The following is a 17,121-nucleotide window of genomic DNA, read 5'->3' as shown; positions in this document are numbered from 1 at the left end:
TTCGGACCCTGCGGCCTGCGATCCCCACGGATCTCGAACACTGCAACCCCTGATCACGTCAGGCGTTGCAACGATCCCTAGAACCCGAGGCGTTAGGAAGGGGCCCTTCCTTGCACCTCAGACGGTCGGGGCCTGCTCGCTGATCTCGCTCAGCGCCGATTGGGGATCGAGCTGCATCGCGAGGTCGCCGAGGGAGACGATGCCGACCAACTTGCGATCGGCGTCGCAGACCAGCACCCGCCGGATGCCCCGCTCCCGCATCAGGGCCGCCGCCTCGGCCGCGGTCGAGTGCTGCTCGATCATCACCACCTCCCGGGTGATGATCGAGCCGATGGTGGTGGCGGCCGGGTCGCCGCGTTCGGCCACCGCCCGCACCACGATGTCCCGGTCGGTGAGCATGCCGGCGAGGGTGGCACCGTCGGTGACCACCACGTCGCCGATGTCCGCCTCCTTCATCACCCGGGCCGCCTCGTCCAGGGTGGTCTCGGCGGGCAGGTAGATGACCTGCTTCGTCATCACGTCGCTGACCCGGTAACCGGTCATGAGAGCCTCCAGAGAACATCCGGCCGATCGGACTGCGGTACCCCGTGGCGCGCCCGCTACACGTCGCCGCGCTCCCGGTGCACCTCCGCGACGAGTCGCTCCGCCACCCCGTCCACCGGCAGTTCGACGCGCTCGTCGGAGGCCCGGTCGCGCAGCTCGACGTACCCCTCGGCGAGGCGGCGGCCGACCACGACGGCGCGGGGGATGCCGACCAGCTCGGCGTCGGTGAACTTCACCCCGGCCGAGACGTGCGTCCGGTCGTCGACCAGCACCCGCAGGCCGGCGGCGGCGAGCCGCCCGCCGAGCTCCAGCGCCGCCTCCAGCTGCGGTCCCTTCCCGGCGGCGATCAGGTGTACGTCGCACGGCGCGACCGCCGCCGGCCAGACCAGCCCCCGCTCGTCGTGGTGCTGCTCGGCGATCGCGGCCACCGCCCGGGACACCCCGATGCCGTAGCAGCCCATGGTCGGCCGGACCGGCTTGCCGGCCGGGCCGAGCACGTCGACGGCGAAGGCGTCGGTGTAGCGGCGGCCGAGCTGGAAGATGTGCCCGATCTCGATGCCCCGCCGGATGGTCAGCTCACCGGTGCCGCAGGCCGGGCAGGGGTCGCCGGCCCGCACCTCGGCCGCCTCGATCGTGCCGTCCGGCACGAAGTCCCGGCCACAGACCACCCCGGTCGCGTGCCGGCCCGGCTCGTTCGCGCCGGTCAGCCAGGCGGTGCCCGGCACCACCCGCGGGTCGACCAGGTAGCGGATGCCGAGCTTCGCCATCACCTGCGGGCCGATGTAGCCGCGAACCAGCTCCGGGTGGGCGTCCCAGCCGTCGAAGACGTCCACGGTGGCCGGCGCGACCGCCGCCCCGAGCCGCTTCAGGTCCACCTCGCGGTCGCCGGGCAGCCCCACCACAAGCAGCTGGGCCTCCTCCGCGCCGGGTCGGCGCAGGCGGAGCACCACGTTCTTCAGGGTGTCCGCGGCGGTCCAGTCGTCCCGGCCGCCCAGCCGGCGGGCGTTGGCCAACTCGACCAGGCTGGCGATGGTCGGGGTCTCGGGGGTGTCGTGCACCTGGGCCGCCGGCTGCGCGTCCGGGTCGCCGGCCGGCGGGGCGGGCGTGGTCACCGCCTCGGTGTTCGCGGCGTAGTCGCAGGCGGTGCAGCCGACGAAGGTATCCTCGCCGACCGGCGTCGCCGCCAGGAACTCCTCCGACGCCGAACCGCCCATCGCCCCCGACGTCGCCCGCACGATCGTGTGTTCCAGCCCGAGCCGGTCGAAGATCCGCCGGTACGCGTCCCGGTGCCGGTCGTACGCCGCCGCCAGCCCCGCGTCGTCGAGGTCGAACGAGTAGGCGTCCTTCATCAGGAACTCGCGCCCGCGCAGCAGGCCGGCCCGGGGCCGGGCCTCGTCCCGGAACTTCGTCTGGATCTGGAAGAGCGTCACCGGGAAGTCCCGGTACGAGGTGAACAGGTCCTTGACCAGCAGCGCGGCCAGCTCCTCGTGGGTGGGCGCGAGCAGGTGCTCGGCGCCGCGCCGGTCGGCGAAGGTGAAGATGTCGTCGCCGTACTCCGTCCACCGCCCGCTGGTCCGGTACGGCTCCGCCGGCAGCAGCGCCGGGAAGTGCACCTCCTGGTCGCCGATCGCCGTCATCTCCTGCCGGACCACCTCGGTGACCCGGTCCAGCACCAGCTTGCCCAGCGGCAGCCAGGTGTAGCCGCCCGGTGCGGCGCGACGGATGTAGCCGGCCCGCAGCAGGAGCCGGTGGCTCGGCACCTCCGCGTCGGCCGGGTCCTCGCGCAGGGTCCGGAGCAGCAGGGTCGACATGCGTAGCAGCATTGGCGCAGCGTACGGCGGGCGCCGACGGGTCGGCGATCCGATTTGTCGCGCGCGAGGAAGATTTTCGCGGCCGGCGGCAACCCCGCCGGATCGGGGTGGCGTCTGGGATGGCGTCACGACCCTGCACCACCTACCCCCAAGGATCGGCTCGTGTGGACCCTCTCCTGAGTGAGTTCGACTCGTTCGTCCGGACCCGCACCCCGGCGCTGCTGCGGTCGGCCTACCTGCTCACCGGCGACCAGCACCTCGCCGAGGACCTCGTCCAGTCCGCGCTGGCCCGGACCCACCGCTCGTGGAACCGGCTGCACCACAGCGGAAACGCCGAGGCGTACACCCGCAAGACCATGTACCACCTCCAGGTCTCCTGGTGGCGACGCCGCCGCGTCGCCGAGTCGATGCCGGGCGACATGCCCGAGCCGCGCGGAGGCGGCTCGGCCCCCGACCACGCCCAGCAGACCACGCTCCGGCTCACCCTGCGGGCCGCGTTGCAGAAGCTCTCCGCCAAGCAACGCGCCGTGCTGGTCCTGCGGTTCTTCGAGGACCGCACCGAGGCCGAGGCCGCCGACCTGCTCGGCGTCACCGTCGGCACCGTGAAGAGCCAGACCTCCAAGGCCCTGGCCAAGCTGCGCACCGTCGCCCCGGAACTCGCCGAGCTGTACGTCCTGGAAGGAAGCGCCCGATGAACGACGACCGCCTCCGGCTCGACCTGGCCGCGCTCGCCGACGAGGTCAGCCCGGTCGACCTGCGCGACCGGGCCCTGCGTACCTCCCGTCGGCTCGGCGTCCAGCGCGCCGTCGCCACCTCCGCCGCCGCAGTGGTGATGCTGGGCGCGGCCACCGGCACCGCGTTCGCGCTGATGCCCCGCGACGACGGCCCCGCGCCCGTGCCGGCCACCACCCCTTCGACCACCCTCACCCCGACCCCGACCCCGAGCGAGGCGACGCCGACGACCACCGCCTCCCCGGAGGCCGCAGTGAGCTCCGGGGCGGCGGGGCCGACCGCGACCATCGGGCGGGTCTTCTACGGCCCGCAGCGCAGTGCGGAGGGCGCGGGCCCGGTGCGCCTCTGGTCGTTCCGACCGGGCTCCGAGCCCGTCCGGCTTCTTTCCGTTCCGACGGACGCGGCGATCAGCAACGCGGTCGTCTCGCCGGACGGCGAGCGGGTGGCCTGGGTCGACGACTCCTCGTACCTCCACGTCGCCGACGTCGACGGCACAGACGCCCGGACCTACCGCGGCAACCTCGTCGACCCGGACTGCTGGACGCCGGCCTGGGCGCCCGACTCGCAGCGGGTCACCGTGTCGCGGGTCGTCTCGGCCGAGCCGAGCATGGTCACCGAGGTCGGGGTGGTCGAGCTGTCGAGCGGGAAGTTCACCCGGATCGGCGACCTGCGGGGCTGCCACCCGCTCTGGTCCGCCGACGGGAAGGTGCTCGCCTTCCCCGACGCCTCGTCGGGTCGGGTGACGCTGACGGACCAGTACGGGCGGAAGGGCCGGTCCGTCCCGAACTTGGGCGGGAACGCCGACAGGAGTTGCTTCGACGTCGCTAGCCTCTCCCCGGACGGCTCCCGGATCGCGCTGCGCCTGCGGGGGCCGGGCGAGGAGTCGGGCGACGTGGCGCGGGAACTCGACGTGAACGCGGTGCTCGACACGCGTACCGGCAGGAAGCTCGACCTGGAACTCGGCGGCCGGAAGCTGCTCCAGGCGTACTTCCAGGCGGACGGGACGCTGGTCGCCAGGGTCGGCGTGGGTGACCGCAACGTACTCGTGCTGCTCGACGGCGATGGCCGGAAGATCAGCGAGACGCCGGAGCCGACGTCCCTGAAGGGGCAGCAGATCCTGGGCGTCGCCGACTGAGCCGGATCTGCCCTGTCGAAGGCGGGCCACCCCTCCCCGGGGTGGCCCGCCTTTCGCGTCGAAAAAGTTCGCGGAATTTCTTCCGGCGACCGGCAACCCCGTCCGATCGAGGTGACGTCTGGGATGGCGTCACCCCCACGCACCACCATCCACAAAGGACCGAACCATGACCGTTGCCGTCGCCCGCGCCGCCCGCAGCACCCAGACCCTCCGGCGGGTCGTGGCCCTCTCGGTGGCCGCCCTGGCCCTCCTCGGCGGCGCGGCCTGCTCCGCCCCGGGGTCGGGGCCGGTCGCCGCCCCGGCCGACCCGCCGGCCGCCGTCCCGGCGGCCCAGCCGACCGGCTCCTCCACCGTGTCGACCACCGGAAACGGCGGCGCGGCGGGCGGCCCGGCCACCCTCTACTACCTGACCCGCGACGGCGGCAGCCAGTACGTCACCTCGCTGCGCGACGGCAGGGTGACCCGGCACGCGGAGGTGCCGAACGAGCGGTACTGCGTGGGCAACTCGGTCTCGGTGTCGCCCGACGGCCGGCGGGTCGCCTGGGTGACCGGCAACGACCGGGGCGAGGGGCGGCTGACCGTGGCCAACCTGGACGGCTCCGACCGGAAGACCCTGTCGCAGCGGGTCTACTGCCTCGGCAACCACCCCGCCTGGGCCGGCGACTCCGGCTCGATGAAGGTGATCCTGGTCGGCTCCGGCACGAAGGGCCTGCTCGACCTGGCGACCGGCGGGTTCACGGCGCAGACGCCGGAGCAGTTCGCCCGGGACACCGTCCGCTCGGCGAACGGCGACTTCCAGGCGTACCGGGCAGACGACCGGATCGTGGTCCGGGACGCCCGGGGCCGGCTGGTTCGTGAGGTCCGGCACGGCGCGGAGACCGAGGAGGGCGGCTTCACCGTCACCGGCGTCTCCGACGACGGCCGCTACGTCGCGGTCGGCCCGCAGGCCACCGATCCCTCGCGGATCGTCTCGGGCTGGACGCTGGTCGACACCGCCACCGGCCGGACCGCGTCGCTGCCGGTCGAGGCCACCCGCGGCCACCTCTCCCTCTTCCTCGGCGCGGGCGGCGCGATGGTGATCCGGGTGCACGAGAACGGCCAGCCCGCCCGGATCCACGAGGTGAGCGCCTCCGGCGAGGTGACCAGCCGCCCGGAGCCGGCGGCGCTGGGCCGCCCGATCGGTCACCGCGCCTGAGGCGCGGACAGGTGCGCCGGTCGGACCCGGCGCCACCATTCGCCGGGGCCGTCGCGACACGGGGCGCGACGGCCCCCGCGTGTCCGGTGGGACCTCCGCCACGTCGGGCGGTCGGCGCGGTGACGGGCCGGCCGGCCCGGTGACAGACTGGCCGGCGGTCGACCGGGGCGACAGGGGGAGGCGCGGGTGCGCTGGCGCAGTTTCGTGGCGGTGGGAGACAGCTTCACCGAGGGCATGGACGACGCGTACCCGGACGGCACGTACCGGGGCTGGGCGGATCTCGTGGCCACCCGGCTCGCCGCCGAGGCCGGCCCCGACTTCCGGTACGCGAACCTGGCCATCCGGGGCCGGCTCTTCCCGAACGTGGTGGCCGAGCAGGTGCCGGCGGCGCTCGCGATGAAGCCCGACCTGATCAGCTTCGCCGCCGGCGGCAACGACGTGCTGCGCCGCACCTTCGACCCGGACGCGCTGGTGGCCCGCTTCGACGACGTGGTGCGGGACCTGCGCTCCGGCGGCGCCGACGTGGTCCTCTTCCGGTTCGCCGACGTGATGGCCCGGTTGCCCGGTCAGCGGCTCGTCGCGCCCCGGGTGCAGCTGCTCAACCGGGCCGTCGGCGAGACGGCCGAGCGGCACGGCGCGATCCTGGTCGACCTGTACGCCGACGACACCTACCTGAACCCGATGCTGTGGAGCACCGACCGGCTGCACCTCTCGGCGGCCGGGCACCGCCGGGTGGCCGGGCAGGTGCTGACGGCGCTCGGCGTGGGCTGCGACGAGGAGTGGCTGATGGTGCCGCCGCACCCGGCGCCGACGCCCTGGCTGGCCGCCCGGGCCGCCGACCTGCGCTGGGCCGGGCAGCACCTGGCACCGTGGATCAAGCGCCGGCTCACCGGCCGTTCGTCCGGCGACACGGTCACCGCGAAGCGGCCGTCGCTCGGCCCGGTCACGGACTGAGCCGTGCTCACCCTGCACACCGCGCCGCTGCTGCGGACCGCTCCCGACGCCCCGCCGACCGCCGGGGCCGCCGTCGCGGTCCGGGCCGACCGGATCATCGCGGTCGGGCCGCTGGCCGAGCTGACCGGGACGTACGCCGGCGCCCGGATCCGCCGCTGGCCGGGCACGCTCGGGCCGGGGCTGCTGCACGACGCCCCGCTCCCGGCCGCCGACACCCCGCGCGAGCGGGTGCACGCGCTGCTGCGTCGGGGAGTGACCGCGGTGCTGGCGGAACAGGTGGCCGATCCCGCGCTGCGGGCCGCCGTGGACCGGGGCGACCTGCGGGTGCTGCCCGCCGTCGTGCCGCCGGCGCTGGTGCCGGGCGGTCGCGCGGACCTGGCCGTGTTCGACGCCACCGGCGCCTGCCTGGTGACCGTGGTCGCCGGTCGGATCGCCCACCGCCGCGCCTGACCGCCCGGCGACCCGGTTGCCGATGCCGGGCCGCCGGCCCGCGATCCGGCGTACCTTGGGGATCATGTCTGTGCCGAGCGATCCCGATCCCCGACTCCAGTCGTACGCGGACCCGCAGCGGCTCGTCACCACCCGGTGGCTGGCCGACCACCTGGGCGACGAGGGCCTCGTCGTCGTCGAGTGCGACGAGGACGTGCTGCTCTACGACACCGGTCACATCCCGGGTGCCGTCAAGGTGGACTGGCACACCGAGCTGAACGACCAGGTGACCCGGGACTACCTCGACGCGAGGAGCTTCGCCGAGCTGTGCGCCGCCAAGGGCATCGGCCGGGACGACACGGTCGTCTTCTACGGCGACAACTTCAACTGGTGGGCCGCGTACGCCCTCTGGGTGTTCTCGCTCTTCGGTCACCCGGACGTGCGGCTGCTCGACGGCGGGCGGCAGAAGTGGATCGCCGAGAGCCGGGAGCTGACCCGGGACAAGCCGTCCCGGCCGCGCGCCGACTACCCGGTGCCGCAGCGCAACGACGCGCCGCTGCGGGCGTACCGCGAGCAGGTGATGGCGCACGTCGCGGCGGGTCGCCCGCTGGTCGACGTCCGGTCGCCGGGCGAGTACACCGGCGAGATGCTGCACATGCCCGACTACCCGCAGGAGGGCGCGCTGCGCGGTGGGCACATCCCGGGTGCGGTGAACAAGCCGTGGAAGTCCGCCGCGAACGACGACGGCACGTTCAAGTCGCCCGACGAGCTGCGGGCGATCTACGCCGACCAGCTCGGGCTCGCCCCGGACGACGACATCGTGGCCTACTGCCGGATCGGCGAGCGGTCGAGCCACACCTGGTTCGTGCTGCGGCACCTGCTGGGCTACCCGCAGGTGCGCAACTACGACGGCTCGTGGACCGAGTGGGGCAACCTGGTCCGGGCCCCCGTCGTGAAGGGTGACCAGCCGGGCGGCCTGCCGAGCTGACGGTCGGCCGGGCCGGCGGGGTCAGCCGGCGGGCTCAGCCGGCGGCGAGGGAGACCGCGCCGTACAGGTTCCGGGTCACGCCGGTGACCTCGACGGTGTCCGGCCGCCAGCGCAGCAGCCCGCCGGGGTTGTGCCGGAGCAGCACCGAGCCGTCGCGGTCCCAGCCGAGCACCTCGCAGCAGCCCTTCCAACGGTCCCGGCCCAGGTTGAGCAGGTGGGTCACCACGCCGGTCCGGGCGTTCAGCACCGCGACCCCCTCCAGCCAGCCCATGTTGCCGGTGGTGATCCAGCCGGCCCGGGCCACCATGTCGCCGCGCTGCCAGCCGCGCCCGTAGAACTCCTCGACCAGGTTGCCGGGGGGCAGCGCGCGGAAGTCGACCCGGCCGCTGCTCCGGTGCGTGCCGTCGCCACCCCACTCGATCCGCGTCACGCTCGGCGGCGTACCGCCCAGCTCGAGCAGGACGTTCGGCCGGTCGTTCCGGCCGGGGTCGGCCGGGTCGCGCAGGTCCGGGGCGGCCGGGTCGGGCGTCACCACGTTCCAGGGCGACACCGGCAGCTTCCGGGCGGCGCCGGTGCGCGGATCCACCTCGTACGTCGTCGCGTCGTCGCCGACGAGCAGCCGGTCGCCGGACCAGAGGACGTGCTCCAGGTAACCCTTGAGCGGGAACCGACGGACCGCCGCGGTGGTCAGGTCGACCACGATCACCTCGTCGGTCTGGGCGAAGGCGGCCGTCCGCCCGTCCCGGGAGAGGCTGCCGGTCTTCAGCGGCACCGCCTCGTTGCCCTCGGCGTCGCGGGTCCGGGCCGGGGTGACCACGTCGAGGTCGCGGACGATGCCGTCGTCGCCGAGCACCCGGATCCGTCCCTCGGCGCCGGTCTGCGGGTCGACCGGCTGGTGCAGCGCCAGCGCCCGGCGGACCGGCTTGGCCGAGAGCGTCGCGGCGACCGGGTCACCGAGCCGGCCCAGCGGGTCACCGGGGTAGCTCAGCTCGGCCGGCGGCGTCTGCACGGGCGCGGGGTGCCGGGTCGGGCTCGGTGTCGCGCTGGTGGCCGGTGGCGGCGGGTCGGCGGGGCGCACTGCGATTGCCGTACCGCCGGCGAGCAGGGCGACCGCGAGCGCACCGGCACCGGCGGCGCGGCGGGTGCGCCGGACCCGGCGGGCCCGTTCCCAGCCCGCCGTCGCCGGCTGTGCCGGCCGGACGTCCTCGGCGGCCAGGGTCAGCAGTCGGGTCAGTTCCTCTTCCTTCACGACTTCACCTCCATCCCGCTCGCCAGGCCGTCGTCGCGGCCCAGTTCCGGCGCGACCTCGCGGAGCCGGCGCAGCGCCGCGTGGCACTGGCTCTTCACGGTGCCGACGGTGACGCCGAGGGCCTCGGCGGTGGCCGCCTCGGTGAGGTCCTCGAAGTAGCGCAGCACCAGCACCGCCCGCTGTCGGGGCGGCAGGTGGTCGAGCGCGTCGCGCAGCGCGAGCCGTAGCGCCCCGTCGCCCTCCTGCGCCGCCCGTTCCGGCGGGTACGCGCTCAGCCACTCCCGTCGGCGTCGCCGCCACCAGGAGACGGCGTCGCGGTAGAGGATGGCCCGCACGTACGCGGCCGGGTCGCCGTGCCGCACGGTGGGCCAGCGCAGGGCGAGCTTGAGCAGCGCGTCCTGGAGCAGGTCCTCGGCCTGGTGCCGGTTGCCGCAGACCAGGTAGGCCGCGCGCAGCAGCCGGTGCTGGTGGCACTCGACGAAGGTGACGTAGCCGTCCCGCCCGTCGTCGGTCGTCGCCGGTCCCATCCGCCCTCCCTCCGGCCGGCCGTCGCGTGCGGCGTCACCTGGCAGACGCACGGGCCACCGGAAAAGGTTGGGCGCCACCGGCACCAGGTTCCGATGCGCCCCTCCGGCCGCACCACCGGCAGCGGGTGCCCGGCTAGGCTGCGCCGATGGCGCAGGTGTGGCGGGACTGGGGCGGCGTCCTGCTCGCCGTGCTCGCCGGGCTGCCCCTGCTGGTCCTGGCCACCGCCGTGCTCGCCCGCTGCCGGCGGGATGCCGCGACCGCGCGGGAGGCGTGGCGGCGCAGCGTCGCCGAGGTGGGCGCGGTGGCCGGCACCCTGCCCTGGGTGTGGATGATCCTCACCCCGCGCGCCGCGCCCCGCCAGGTCGACGCGGTGCCGCTGCGGGACCTGGTCGACCTGCTGACCGGGCCGCCGGCGACCGCCGTGGTCCAGGTGGTCGGCAACCTGCTGGTCTTCGCCGCCCTGGGCTTCTTCGCCCCGGTACGGCTGGCCGCGCTGGCCGGCGTCGGCCGGCTGTTCCTGCTCGGCGCGGCCGGCTCTGTGCTGGTCGAGTCGTTGCAGTACGCGCTCGACCTCGGCCGGGTCTCCTCGGTCGACGACGTGCTGCTCAACGCGACGGGTGCCGCCCTGGCCGGCCTGCTGTCCCGGCGGTGGTGGGCGGGGCGGCGGGCGGCACCGGGGCGGCCGGTCGCAGCACCCGCCACGCCGCGAGGGTGACCAGCACGAAGACGCCGGCCACCGCCGCCGCCACCGGCCCGACCCCGTACGCCGTCCCGGCCAGCCCGGCGAGCGCCGCCCCCAGCGGTGCGGTGAGCAGGCCGACCATCCGCTGGGCGGAACCCACCCGGCCGAGCAGGTGGGCCGGCACGCGGCCCTGCCCGTACGCGGCCCAGAGGCTGTTCCACACCGTGGTGCCGGCCGCGAAGACGGCCAGCGCCAGCCCGCCGGGCAGCGGGTGCCGGGCCAGCGCGAGCCCGGTCAGCGCGACGGCCTGGGCGGCGAGCACGGCGCGGAGCACGGGCACCGTGCCGAGTCGGGCGGCCAGCCTGCCCGCCCCCAGCCCCCCGGCGAGCCCGCCGAGGACGGCCGCCGCGGCGAACAGCCCGTACCCGGCGGGGGGCACCCGCAGCACGTCGAGCGCGTAGAGCACCAGCACCGCCAGCAACCCGCTGATCGCCAGGTTGCTCCCGGCGGTCAGCACGGTGAGCCGCCACAGCACCCCGTCCCCACGCACCCACCGCACCCCCTCGAAGACCTCCCGCCACACCGCCCCCTTCCTCCCGCCGCGCCCCCGCCCCTGCCCCTGCCCCCGCCCGCTCTCCGCGATCTTGCAGTTGTGGCCCTCGCTCTGCGGCACATGGACGGGTTTGTCGGGGCGCAACGTGCAAGATCGCGGAAAGTGGGGGCGGGTCGGGCGCAGGGCGAGGGTGAGGAGGGCGGCGGCGGCGAAGGTGAGGGCGTCGAGGGCGAACGGCAGGGGCGCGGCGAGGGCGAAGAGCACGCCGGCGGCGGGGGCGCCGAGGAAGCCCCCGGCCACCGCCGTGCCGGCCTGGAGACGGCCGTTGGCGTGGGACAGGGCGGCCGGCGGCACCACCGACGGCAGCATCGCGAACGCGGCCGCGTCGAACAGGGTGCCGAGCGCGGCGAGCAGGAACGCCGCCGCCACCAGCGCCGCGACGCCGGCCCGGTCGAGGGCGACCGCGACCGCCAGCCCGCCCACCACGGCGGCGCGCAGCCCGTCCACCGCCGCCATCGTGCGGCGGCGGTCCCAGCGGTCCGCGTACACGCCGCCGAGCAGGCCGAACAGCAGCGGCGGGAGCTGCCCGGCCACGGTCACCACCGCGATCACCCGGGGATCACGGGTCAGCGTCGCGGCCAGCAGCGCCAGTGTCGGCGTACGCAGGGCGTCGCCGAGGCGCGAGGACACGGCGGCGGACCAGAGCAGCCGGTAGTCGCGGCCGAGCGGGGATGCGGTCATGACGGCGAGCCTCGGGGGTCGACCGGGTCGAGGGTCAAGCCGCCGGGAAAGGGGGACGCGCGTGTCGGTGATCATCGGTACGGTGGGCGCCGGCATCGGACCCGGGGAGCACTCCAGCGTGGACCACACCTTCCAGGTCGACCTCCGTGGCGTGGTCGACCTGCTCAGTCACCACCTCTACGGCAGCCCGCGGGTGTACGTCCGCGAGCTCCTGCAGAACGCCGTCGACGCGATCACCGCGCGTCGCGCGACCGACCCCGACGCGCCCGCGCTGGTGCGCGTCGAGCCACCGGAGCTGACCGGCGACGGCACGCTGCGGGTGCACGACACCGGCATCGGCCTCACCGAGGCGCAGGTGCACGAGTTGCTCGCCACCATCGGCCGCAGCTCCAAGCGCGACGAGCTGGGCTTCTCCCGGCACGAGTTCCTCGGCCAGTTCGGCATCGGCCTGCTCTCGTGCTTCCTGGTGGCCGACGAGATCCGGGTGGTCACCCGGCACGGCGACCACCCGACGGTGCACTGGACGGGTCACTCCGACGGCCGGTACGCCGTCGAGCTGGCCGCGCCCGGCGCCGGGCGGGCCGAGCCGGGCACCACGGTGACGCTGGTGCCGCGCCGCGACGCCGACCAGTGGTTCGGCACCCCGACGGTGGTCGACCTGGCCCGGCTCTTCGGCTCGCTGCTGCCGGTCACCGTCCGGGTCGGCGACGTGGTGACCACCGCCGGCCCGCCGCCCTGGCCGGCCACCCCGGGCGCGCCGGTCGACCGGGCCGCGCTGGTCCGCCACGCCCGGGAGACGCTCGGCTTCGACCCCTTCGACGTGCTGCCGCTGTCGGTGCCGGAGGCCGGCCTGACCGGGGCGGCCTTCATCCTGCCGAACCCGGTGAACCCCGCGTCCCGGGCCGGCCACAAGGTCTACCTCAAGCGGATGCTGCTCACCGAGCACGCCGACGGGCTGCTGCCCGACTGGGCCTTCTTCGCGCACTGCGTGGTGGACGCCAGTGAGCTGCGGCCGACGGCCAGCCGGGAGGCGCTCTACGAGGACGGCCTGCTCGCGGCCACCCGGGAGGCCCTCGGCGACCAGGTGCGCGGCTGGCTGGTCCGGCTCGCCAAGCACGACCCGCGGCGGCTCGCCGAGTTCCTCCAGGTGCACCACCTCGGGGTGAAGGCGCTCGCCCTGCACGACGACGAGATGCTCCGCCTGGTCGACCAGTGGTGGCCGATGGACACCAACGTCGGCACGCTCACCCTGGCCGAGTTCCGGCAGCGGCACGGGGTGGTCCGCTACGCGGCCAGCCTGGACGAGTTCCGCCAGCTCGCCGCCGTCGCCGCCGCGCAGGACCTGGCGGTGGTGAACGGCGGATACACCTACGACACGGAGCTGATCGAGCGGCTGCCCACGGTGGACCGTGCCGTGCTGATCGAGCGGCTGGAGCCCAGCGACCTGACCACCCGCTTCGACAGTCTCGACCCGCAGGTCGAGCTGGCCCTGCGGCCGTTCCTCACCGGCGCCCAGCGGGCCCTGGAACGGCTCGGCTGCGAGGTGGTGGTCCGGGCGTACGACCCGGTCTCGCTGCCGGCGCTCTACCTGGTGAGCCGGTCGGCGGCGTTCAACGACCAGCTCGCGGCGACCCGGGACCGGGCCGACGAGCTGTGGGGCGGGGTGCTCGACGCGCTCGCCGCCTCCGCGCCGCCGGACCGCCCGCAGTTGGTGCTCAACCACCGCAACCCGCTGGTCCGCCGGGTCACCACGTTGACCGACCCGGAGCTGGCCGGGCTGGCCGTCGAGGCGCTCTACGGGCAGGCGCTGCTGCTCGGGCACCATCCGATCCGCGCGGCCGACGCCGCGCTGCTGAACAGTTCCTTCCTCGGCCTGCTCGGCCGGGCCGTGCCGGGACAGGAGTGAGTGTGAGCATCGAAGACGAGGACCTGTGGCGGGTGCTCCGCGAGGTCGCCAACATGCCGTACGGCGCGGGGCAGATCGCCGCGATCGAGCAGCTGCTGCGCCGGGTGGACGCCGGCGACGACCGGGAGCTGGCCTTCGTGACCCGGATGCAGGCCACCACCGCGTACGTCTACGGCGGCGAGCCGGCGAAGTCCTTCGTCACCTTCTCCTGGTGCCTGGCCGAGTTCGACCGCGACCCGCAGCCGTACCACCAGCGCTACGCCCACCAACTGCTGTGGCACTTCAAGTACATGGTCACCGGGCTGCTGCGGTTCCCCGAGATCCCGCTGGACCGCGCCAACGCGGTGCTCGACGACATGGAGCGCCGCTACCGCGAGGGCGGCCACAGCCTCCAGGCAGTCCACAAGCACCGGTTCCTGGTGGCGGACCACCTGGGCGACGCCGACGCCGCCGCGCACTGGTACCGGCTCTGGCAGACCACCCCCCGCGACGAGCTGTCCGACTGCGCCGGCTGCGACCCGACCACCCAGGTGCAGTACCTCGCCGACACCGGCCGGCACGCCGAGGCGGTCGCGCTGGCGGAGCCGGTCCTCGCCGGCCGGCTGAGCTGCACCGAGCAGCCGCAGGCCATCCTCACCGCGCTGCTGGTGCCGTACCTGCGCACGGAGCGCGGGGAGGAGGCGCGCGACGCCCACCGGGAGGCGTACCGCCGGCTGCGGGGCAACCTCTCGGACCTGTGGGACATCGGCAACCACGTCGAGTTCTGCACGCTGACCGGGAACGACGCCCGCGCGGTGGAGATCGTCGAGCGGCACCTGGACTGGCTGGACCGGGCTCCCTCGCCGGCCGCCGCCATGCACTTCGCCGCGGCCGGTGCCGCCGCGCTGCGCCGGGCCGGCGAGCTGACCGTCTACCGGCGGGCGGCCGGCGACCGGCCGGCCGGGGAGATCGCGGCGTCCGCGCTCGCCGCCGAGCTGACCGGCACCGCGACCGCGCTGGCCGCCCGGTTCGACGCCCGCAACGGCACCTCGTACCAGTCCGAGTGGGTGGCCCGTCGGCTCGCCGCCGAGCCGACGGGTGCGCACCTGCCGCTCTCGGCCAGCCTGCGTCGTCGGCCCGTACGGCCGGCGACGGCCGGTCCGGCCGGCGCGGCCGACCGCGCGCCGGCACCGGGTGCCGCAGGCGCCACCAGCGTCCCGGTGCCGGCCGACGCCGGCGCCGACGAGCTGCTCGACTTCGCCGAGGAGCGGCTGCGCCGCCACGACCGCGAGGCGTTCCGGGCCGCGCTGGCCGCCTGGGACGACCGGTTCGGCGCCGGGGAACTCCCGGCAGGGACGGCGGCCCACCGGTTGGAGCTGCGCGCCGCCGAGCTGGGCGACGAGGACGCGCCGGCCACCGTCGAGGCCCACCGGGCGGCGATCGCGGCGTACCGGGAGCTGGGTGACGAGGTTCGGGCGCAGGTCGTCGCCGGGCGGCTCGGCGTGCTGCTGGCCAGAGCCGACGAGAGCGCGGACGAGGGGCTGGAGCTGGTCCGGGCGTCCGCCGACGTGCTCGACCGGCGGGGCGACGACCGGCAGCGGGTCGCCGGGCTGGACCGGGTCGCGCTGGCGCTCATGCACCGGGAGCGCTGGGCGGAGGCGCTCGACGCCCTCGACCGGGTGCCGGCCGAGGCGGCCGGCGACCCGTGGCTGGCCGCCCGGATCGCGCTGCACCGGGCCCACGTGCTCGAACAGCTCGACCGGGAGGCGGACGCCCGGGCCGCCGCCCACCGGGCCCGCGACCTCGGTCGGGACCTCGGTCTCGGCGACGTCGTCACCGCCGCCTGCCTGGCGTACGCCCGGACGGCCGACGATCCGGCCGAGGCGGTCGCCGCCTGCGACGAGGCGCTGCGGGTGGCGCCGGCCGAGGCGTGGCTGCCGGTTCGGGTCACCCGGGCCCGGGCACTGATGGCCGCCGGCCGGGCCGTCGACGCGGTGGACGACTTCGCCGAGGCGGTGACGCTCTGCGTCGAGCGGGGCGCCGAGGGGGATGCCTTCCTGCGCTGGGAGTTGGCGAACGCGTACCGGGTCGCGGGCCGGTTGGGCGAGGCGGCCGAGGTCGCGGAGGAGGCGGTGCTCGGGCTCGACCGGCTCGGCGCGCAGGCCGAGGCGGACCGGTGCCGGCACCTGCTGGCCGGCGTCTACGAGGGGCTGGGCGAGATCGACCCGGCGCTCGCCCTGCTCGACCAGCTCGCCGAGAACCTGGACGGACCGGACAACCTCCCGCACCGGGCGCAGGTGCTGGAGGAGGCCGGCGGAATCCTCTACGGCGCCGACCGGGACGCGCTGGCGGCGGGGCGGTTCGCGGCGGCGGCGACCGCGTACCGGCAGGCCGACCTGCCGCTCGACGAGCTCCGGGCCCGCCGCCGGCAGGCGTACGCGGAGTTCTGGGCGGGCGATGAGGCGACGGCCCTGCGCACCGTCGAGTTGCTGGACAAGCTGGCGGCGGGGCTGGCCGGTCAGCCCGACGAGCCGCCGCCGGTGACGTACGAGCTGGCCCTGGCGGCCGAGGTCGGGGCGCGGGTGCTGACCGGGGAGGGACGGGCGGCCGAGGCGTACGACCGGCTGGTCGGGGTGCCCGCCCGGCTCCGGTCGATCGAGGCGTTCGGTGAGGCCGCGCAGGTGGAGGTCTTCACCGGCGAGCTGCTGCTGCGGCTGGACCGGCCGGCCGAGGCGGAGCGGCTGCTGCGCGAGGTGCTCGGCGGCCTGCCGGCCGGATCCCGCCCGGTGCAGCAGGCTGCCTGGCTCCTGGCCCGGGCGCTGGACCTGCTGGATCGTCCGGCCGAGGCCGCCGCCCTGCGGGCCGAGTACGACCTCGACCACGAGCACTGACGGTCGCGCCGTCCGGGCCGGGTTTCCCCAGGTGCCCGGCCCGGACGGAAGCGACCGGTGGGTAACCGAGCCTCCACGCCGCCCGCGACTCGGTCTACGCTTGGCCGGTGACGGTCGAGCAGCAGGCACGGGGCAGGGCGAGCGGCACCGCGGGGTCGGGCCGGCGTCGGTCCCGCAAGGACGAGATCCTGGAGATCGCGGTCGGCCTCTTCGCCTCCCGTGGTTACCACGGCGTCTCGATGGACGACATCGGTGCGGCCGCGGGGGTCACCGGCCCGGCGCTCTACCACCACTTCGCCGGCAAGGAGGCGATGCTGGTCGCCGCGCTGATCCCGGTCAGCGAGGAGTTGCTCGCCGGCGGTCAGCAACGGTCCGCCGGCCACCCCGACGATCCGCGCGGCGCGCTGGAGTCGCTGATCGACTTCCACGTCGAGTTCGCGCTGGCCAACCCGGCGGTGATCGCCCTGCACCTGCACGAGCTGGACCGTCTCCCCGACGAGCCCCGCCGCCGGATCCGCCGGCTCCAGCGGCTCTACGTCGAACAGTGGGTGACCGTGCTGACCGCCCTGCACCCGGGCATGCCCGACGGCGAGGCGCGGGTGCTGGCCCACGCCGCGTTCGGCCTGATGAACTCGACGCCGTTCCTCGGCGGCGAGGTGGACCGGCGCCGCCGGGCCGAGCTGCTGCGCGGTGCCACCCTGGCCGCCCTCCTGGCCCACCCCAATCCCTGATTCCACGCGGGGGTGGCGACTCGTCAGTAACCGAGCGGTCATGGTTACCTGGCACCCGTCCCGACCCCCGGACG

The 17,121-nt window shown here is 75.4% G+C and carries 15 protein-coding genes; 10 read left to right on the top strand and 5 right to left on the bottom strand.

The annotated features are described in order from the left end of the window. Window positions 1-117 precede the first annotated feature (117 nt). Both AB0G14_RS21830 and AB0G14_RS21825 read right to left on the bottom strand, forming a co-directional pair. Window positions 118-543: a CBS domain-containing protein gene (locus AB0G14_RS21830; protein WP_357700072.1), complete on the bottom strand. Its 426-nt coding sequence runs from the start codon at window positions 541-543 to the stop codon at window positions 118-120. A gap of 56 nt (window positions 544-599) precedes the next feature. Continuing rightward, window positions 600-2,366 carry a proline--tRNA ligase gene (locus AB0G14_RS21825; RefSeq protein ID WP_357700070.1) on the bottom strand — a complete coding sequence of 589 codons (1,767 nt, stop codon included), beginning with the start codon at window positions 2,364-2,366 and terminating at the stop codon, window positions 600-602. Between the two features lie 152 nt (window positions 2,367-2,518). On the opposite strand from AB0G14_RS21825, the gene AB0G14_RS21820 reads away from it, so the two are divergent. The 6 genes from AB0G14_RS21820 to AB0G14_RS21795 all read left to right on the top strand — a co-directional run bounded on the left by AB0G14_RS21820 (window position 2,519) and on the right by AB0G14_RS21795 (window position 7,787). Then, entirely contained in the window at window positions 2,519-3,049 is a 531-nt protein-coding gene (locus AB0G14_RS21820; RefSeq protein WP_357700068.1) for a SigE family RNA polymerase sigma factor, read from the top strand. Further along, on the top strand, window positions 3,046-4,221 hold the full coding sequence (locus AB0G14_RS21815; protein ID WP_357700066.1) for a hypothetical protein: 1,176 nt from the start codon (window positions 3,046-3,048) through the stop codon (window positions 4,219-4,221). Before AB0G14_RS21820 ends, AB0G14_RS21815 begins: the two co-directional genes overlap by 4 nt. Window positions 4,222-4,387: 166 nt before the next feature. Then, on the top strand, window positions 4,388-5,416 hold the full coding sequence (locus tag AB0G14_RS21810) for a hypothetical protein (RefSeq protein ID WP_357700065.1): 1,029 nt from the start codon (window positions 4,388-4,390) through the stop codon (window positions 5,414-5,416). A gap of 186 nt (window positions 5,417-5,602) precedes the next feature. Then, a complete protein-coding gene (locus AB0G14_RS21805; RefSeq protein WP_357450146.1) occupies window positions 5,603-6,370 on the top strand; it encodes an SGNH/GDSL hydrolase family protein in 768 nt (255 codons plus the stop codon). 3 nt (window positions 6,371-6,373) lie between these two features. Beyond that, window positions 6,374-6,820 carry a hypothetical protein gene (locus tag AB0G14_RS21800; protein WP_357700062.1) on the top strand — a complete coding sequence of 149 codons (447 nt, stop codon included), beginning with the start codon at window positions 6,374-6,376 and terminating at the stop codon, window positions 6,818-6,820. A gap of 64 nt (window positions 6,821-6,884) precedes the next feature. After that, window positions 6,885-7,787: a sulfurtransferase gene (locus AB0G14_RS21795; RefSeq protein WP_357700060.1), complete on the top strand. Its 903-nt coding sequence runs from the start codon at window positions 6,885-6,887 to the stop codon at window positions 7,785-7,787. A gap of 34 nt (window positions 7,788-7,821) precedes the next feature. Here the strand turns inward: AB0G14_RS21795 and AB0G14_RS21790 are convergent, their stop codons facing one another. Continuing rightward, window positions 7,822-9,036 (bottom strand): hypothetical protein, encoded by a 1,215-nt coding sequence (locus tag AB0G14_RS21790; protein WP_357700058.1) that lies wholly within the window; start codon window positions 9,034-9,036, stop codon window positions 7,822-7,824. Next, window positions 9,033-9,563, bottom strand: coding sequence for a SigE family RNA polymerase sigma factor (locus AB0G14_RS21785; protein ID WP_350702382.1), 531 nt, complete (start codon window positions 9,561-9,563; stop codon window positions 9,033-9,035). The genes AB0G14_RS21790 and AB0G14_RS21785 overlap by 4 nt, the downstream gene beginning before the upstream one ends. Before the next feature lie 146 nt (window positions 9,564-9,709). On the opposite strand from AB0G14_RS21785, the gene AB0G14_RS21780 reads away from it, so the two are divergent. After that, a complete protein-coding gene (locus AB0G14_RS21780) occupies window positions 9,710-10,279 on the top strand; it encodes a VanZ family protein (protein ID WP_357700056.1) in 570 nt (189 codons plus the stop codon). On the opposite strand, the gene AB0G14_RS21775 is transcribed toward AB0G14_RS21780, so the two are convergent. Further along, window positions 10,170-11,540: an MFS transporter gene (locus AB0G14_RS21775; RefSeq protein ID WP_357700054.1), complete on the bottom strand. Its 1,371-nt coding sequence runs from the start codon at window positions 11,538-11,540 to the stop codon at window positions 10,170-10,172. The genes AB0G14_RS21780 and AB0G14_RS21775 overlap by 110 nt on opposite strands. 118 nt (window positions 11,541-11,658) lie before the next feature. On the opposite strand from AB0G14_RS21775, the gene AB0G14_RS21770 reads away from it, so the two are divergent. From AB0G14_RS21770 to AB0G14_RS21760, 3 genes are all read left to right on the top strand, one after another. Further along, window positions 11,659-13,446 carry an HSP90 family protein gene (locus AB0G14_RS21770; RefSeq protein ID WP_357700079.1) on the top strand — a complete coding sequence of 596 codons (1,788 nt, stop codon included), beginning with the start codon at window positions 11,659-11,661 and terminating at the stop codon, window positions 13,444-13,446. A gap of 2 nt (window positions 13,447-13,448) precedes the next feature. Next, window positions 13,449-16,316 (top strand): hypothetical protein, encoded by a 2,868-nt coding sequence (locus tag AB0G14_RS21765; RefSeq protein WP_357700052.1) that lies wholly within the window; start codon window positions 13,449-13,451, stop codon window positions 16,314-16,316. A gap of 107 nt (window positions 16,317-16,423) precedes the next feature. Next, window positions 16,424-17,047 carry a TetR/AcrR family transcriptional regulator gene (locus AB0G14_RS21760; protein WP_357700050.1) on the top strand — a complete coding sequence of 208 codons (624 nt, stop codon included), beginning with the start codon at window positions 16,424-16,426 and terminating at the stop codon, window positions 17,045-17,047. Window positions 17,048-17,121: the final 74 nt, after the last annotated feature.

The sequence above is a fragment of the Micromonospora sp. NPDC023814 genome, assembly GCF_040639595.1.
Classification (GTDB): domain Bacteria; phylum Actinomycetota; class Actinomycetes; order Mycobacteriales; family Micromonosporaceae; genus Micromonospora.
The sequence above is the reverse complement of the archived record's forward strand: the minus strand, read 5'-3'. Positions and strand labels throughout refer to the sequence as shown.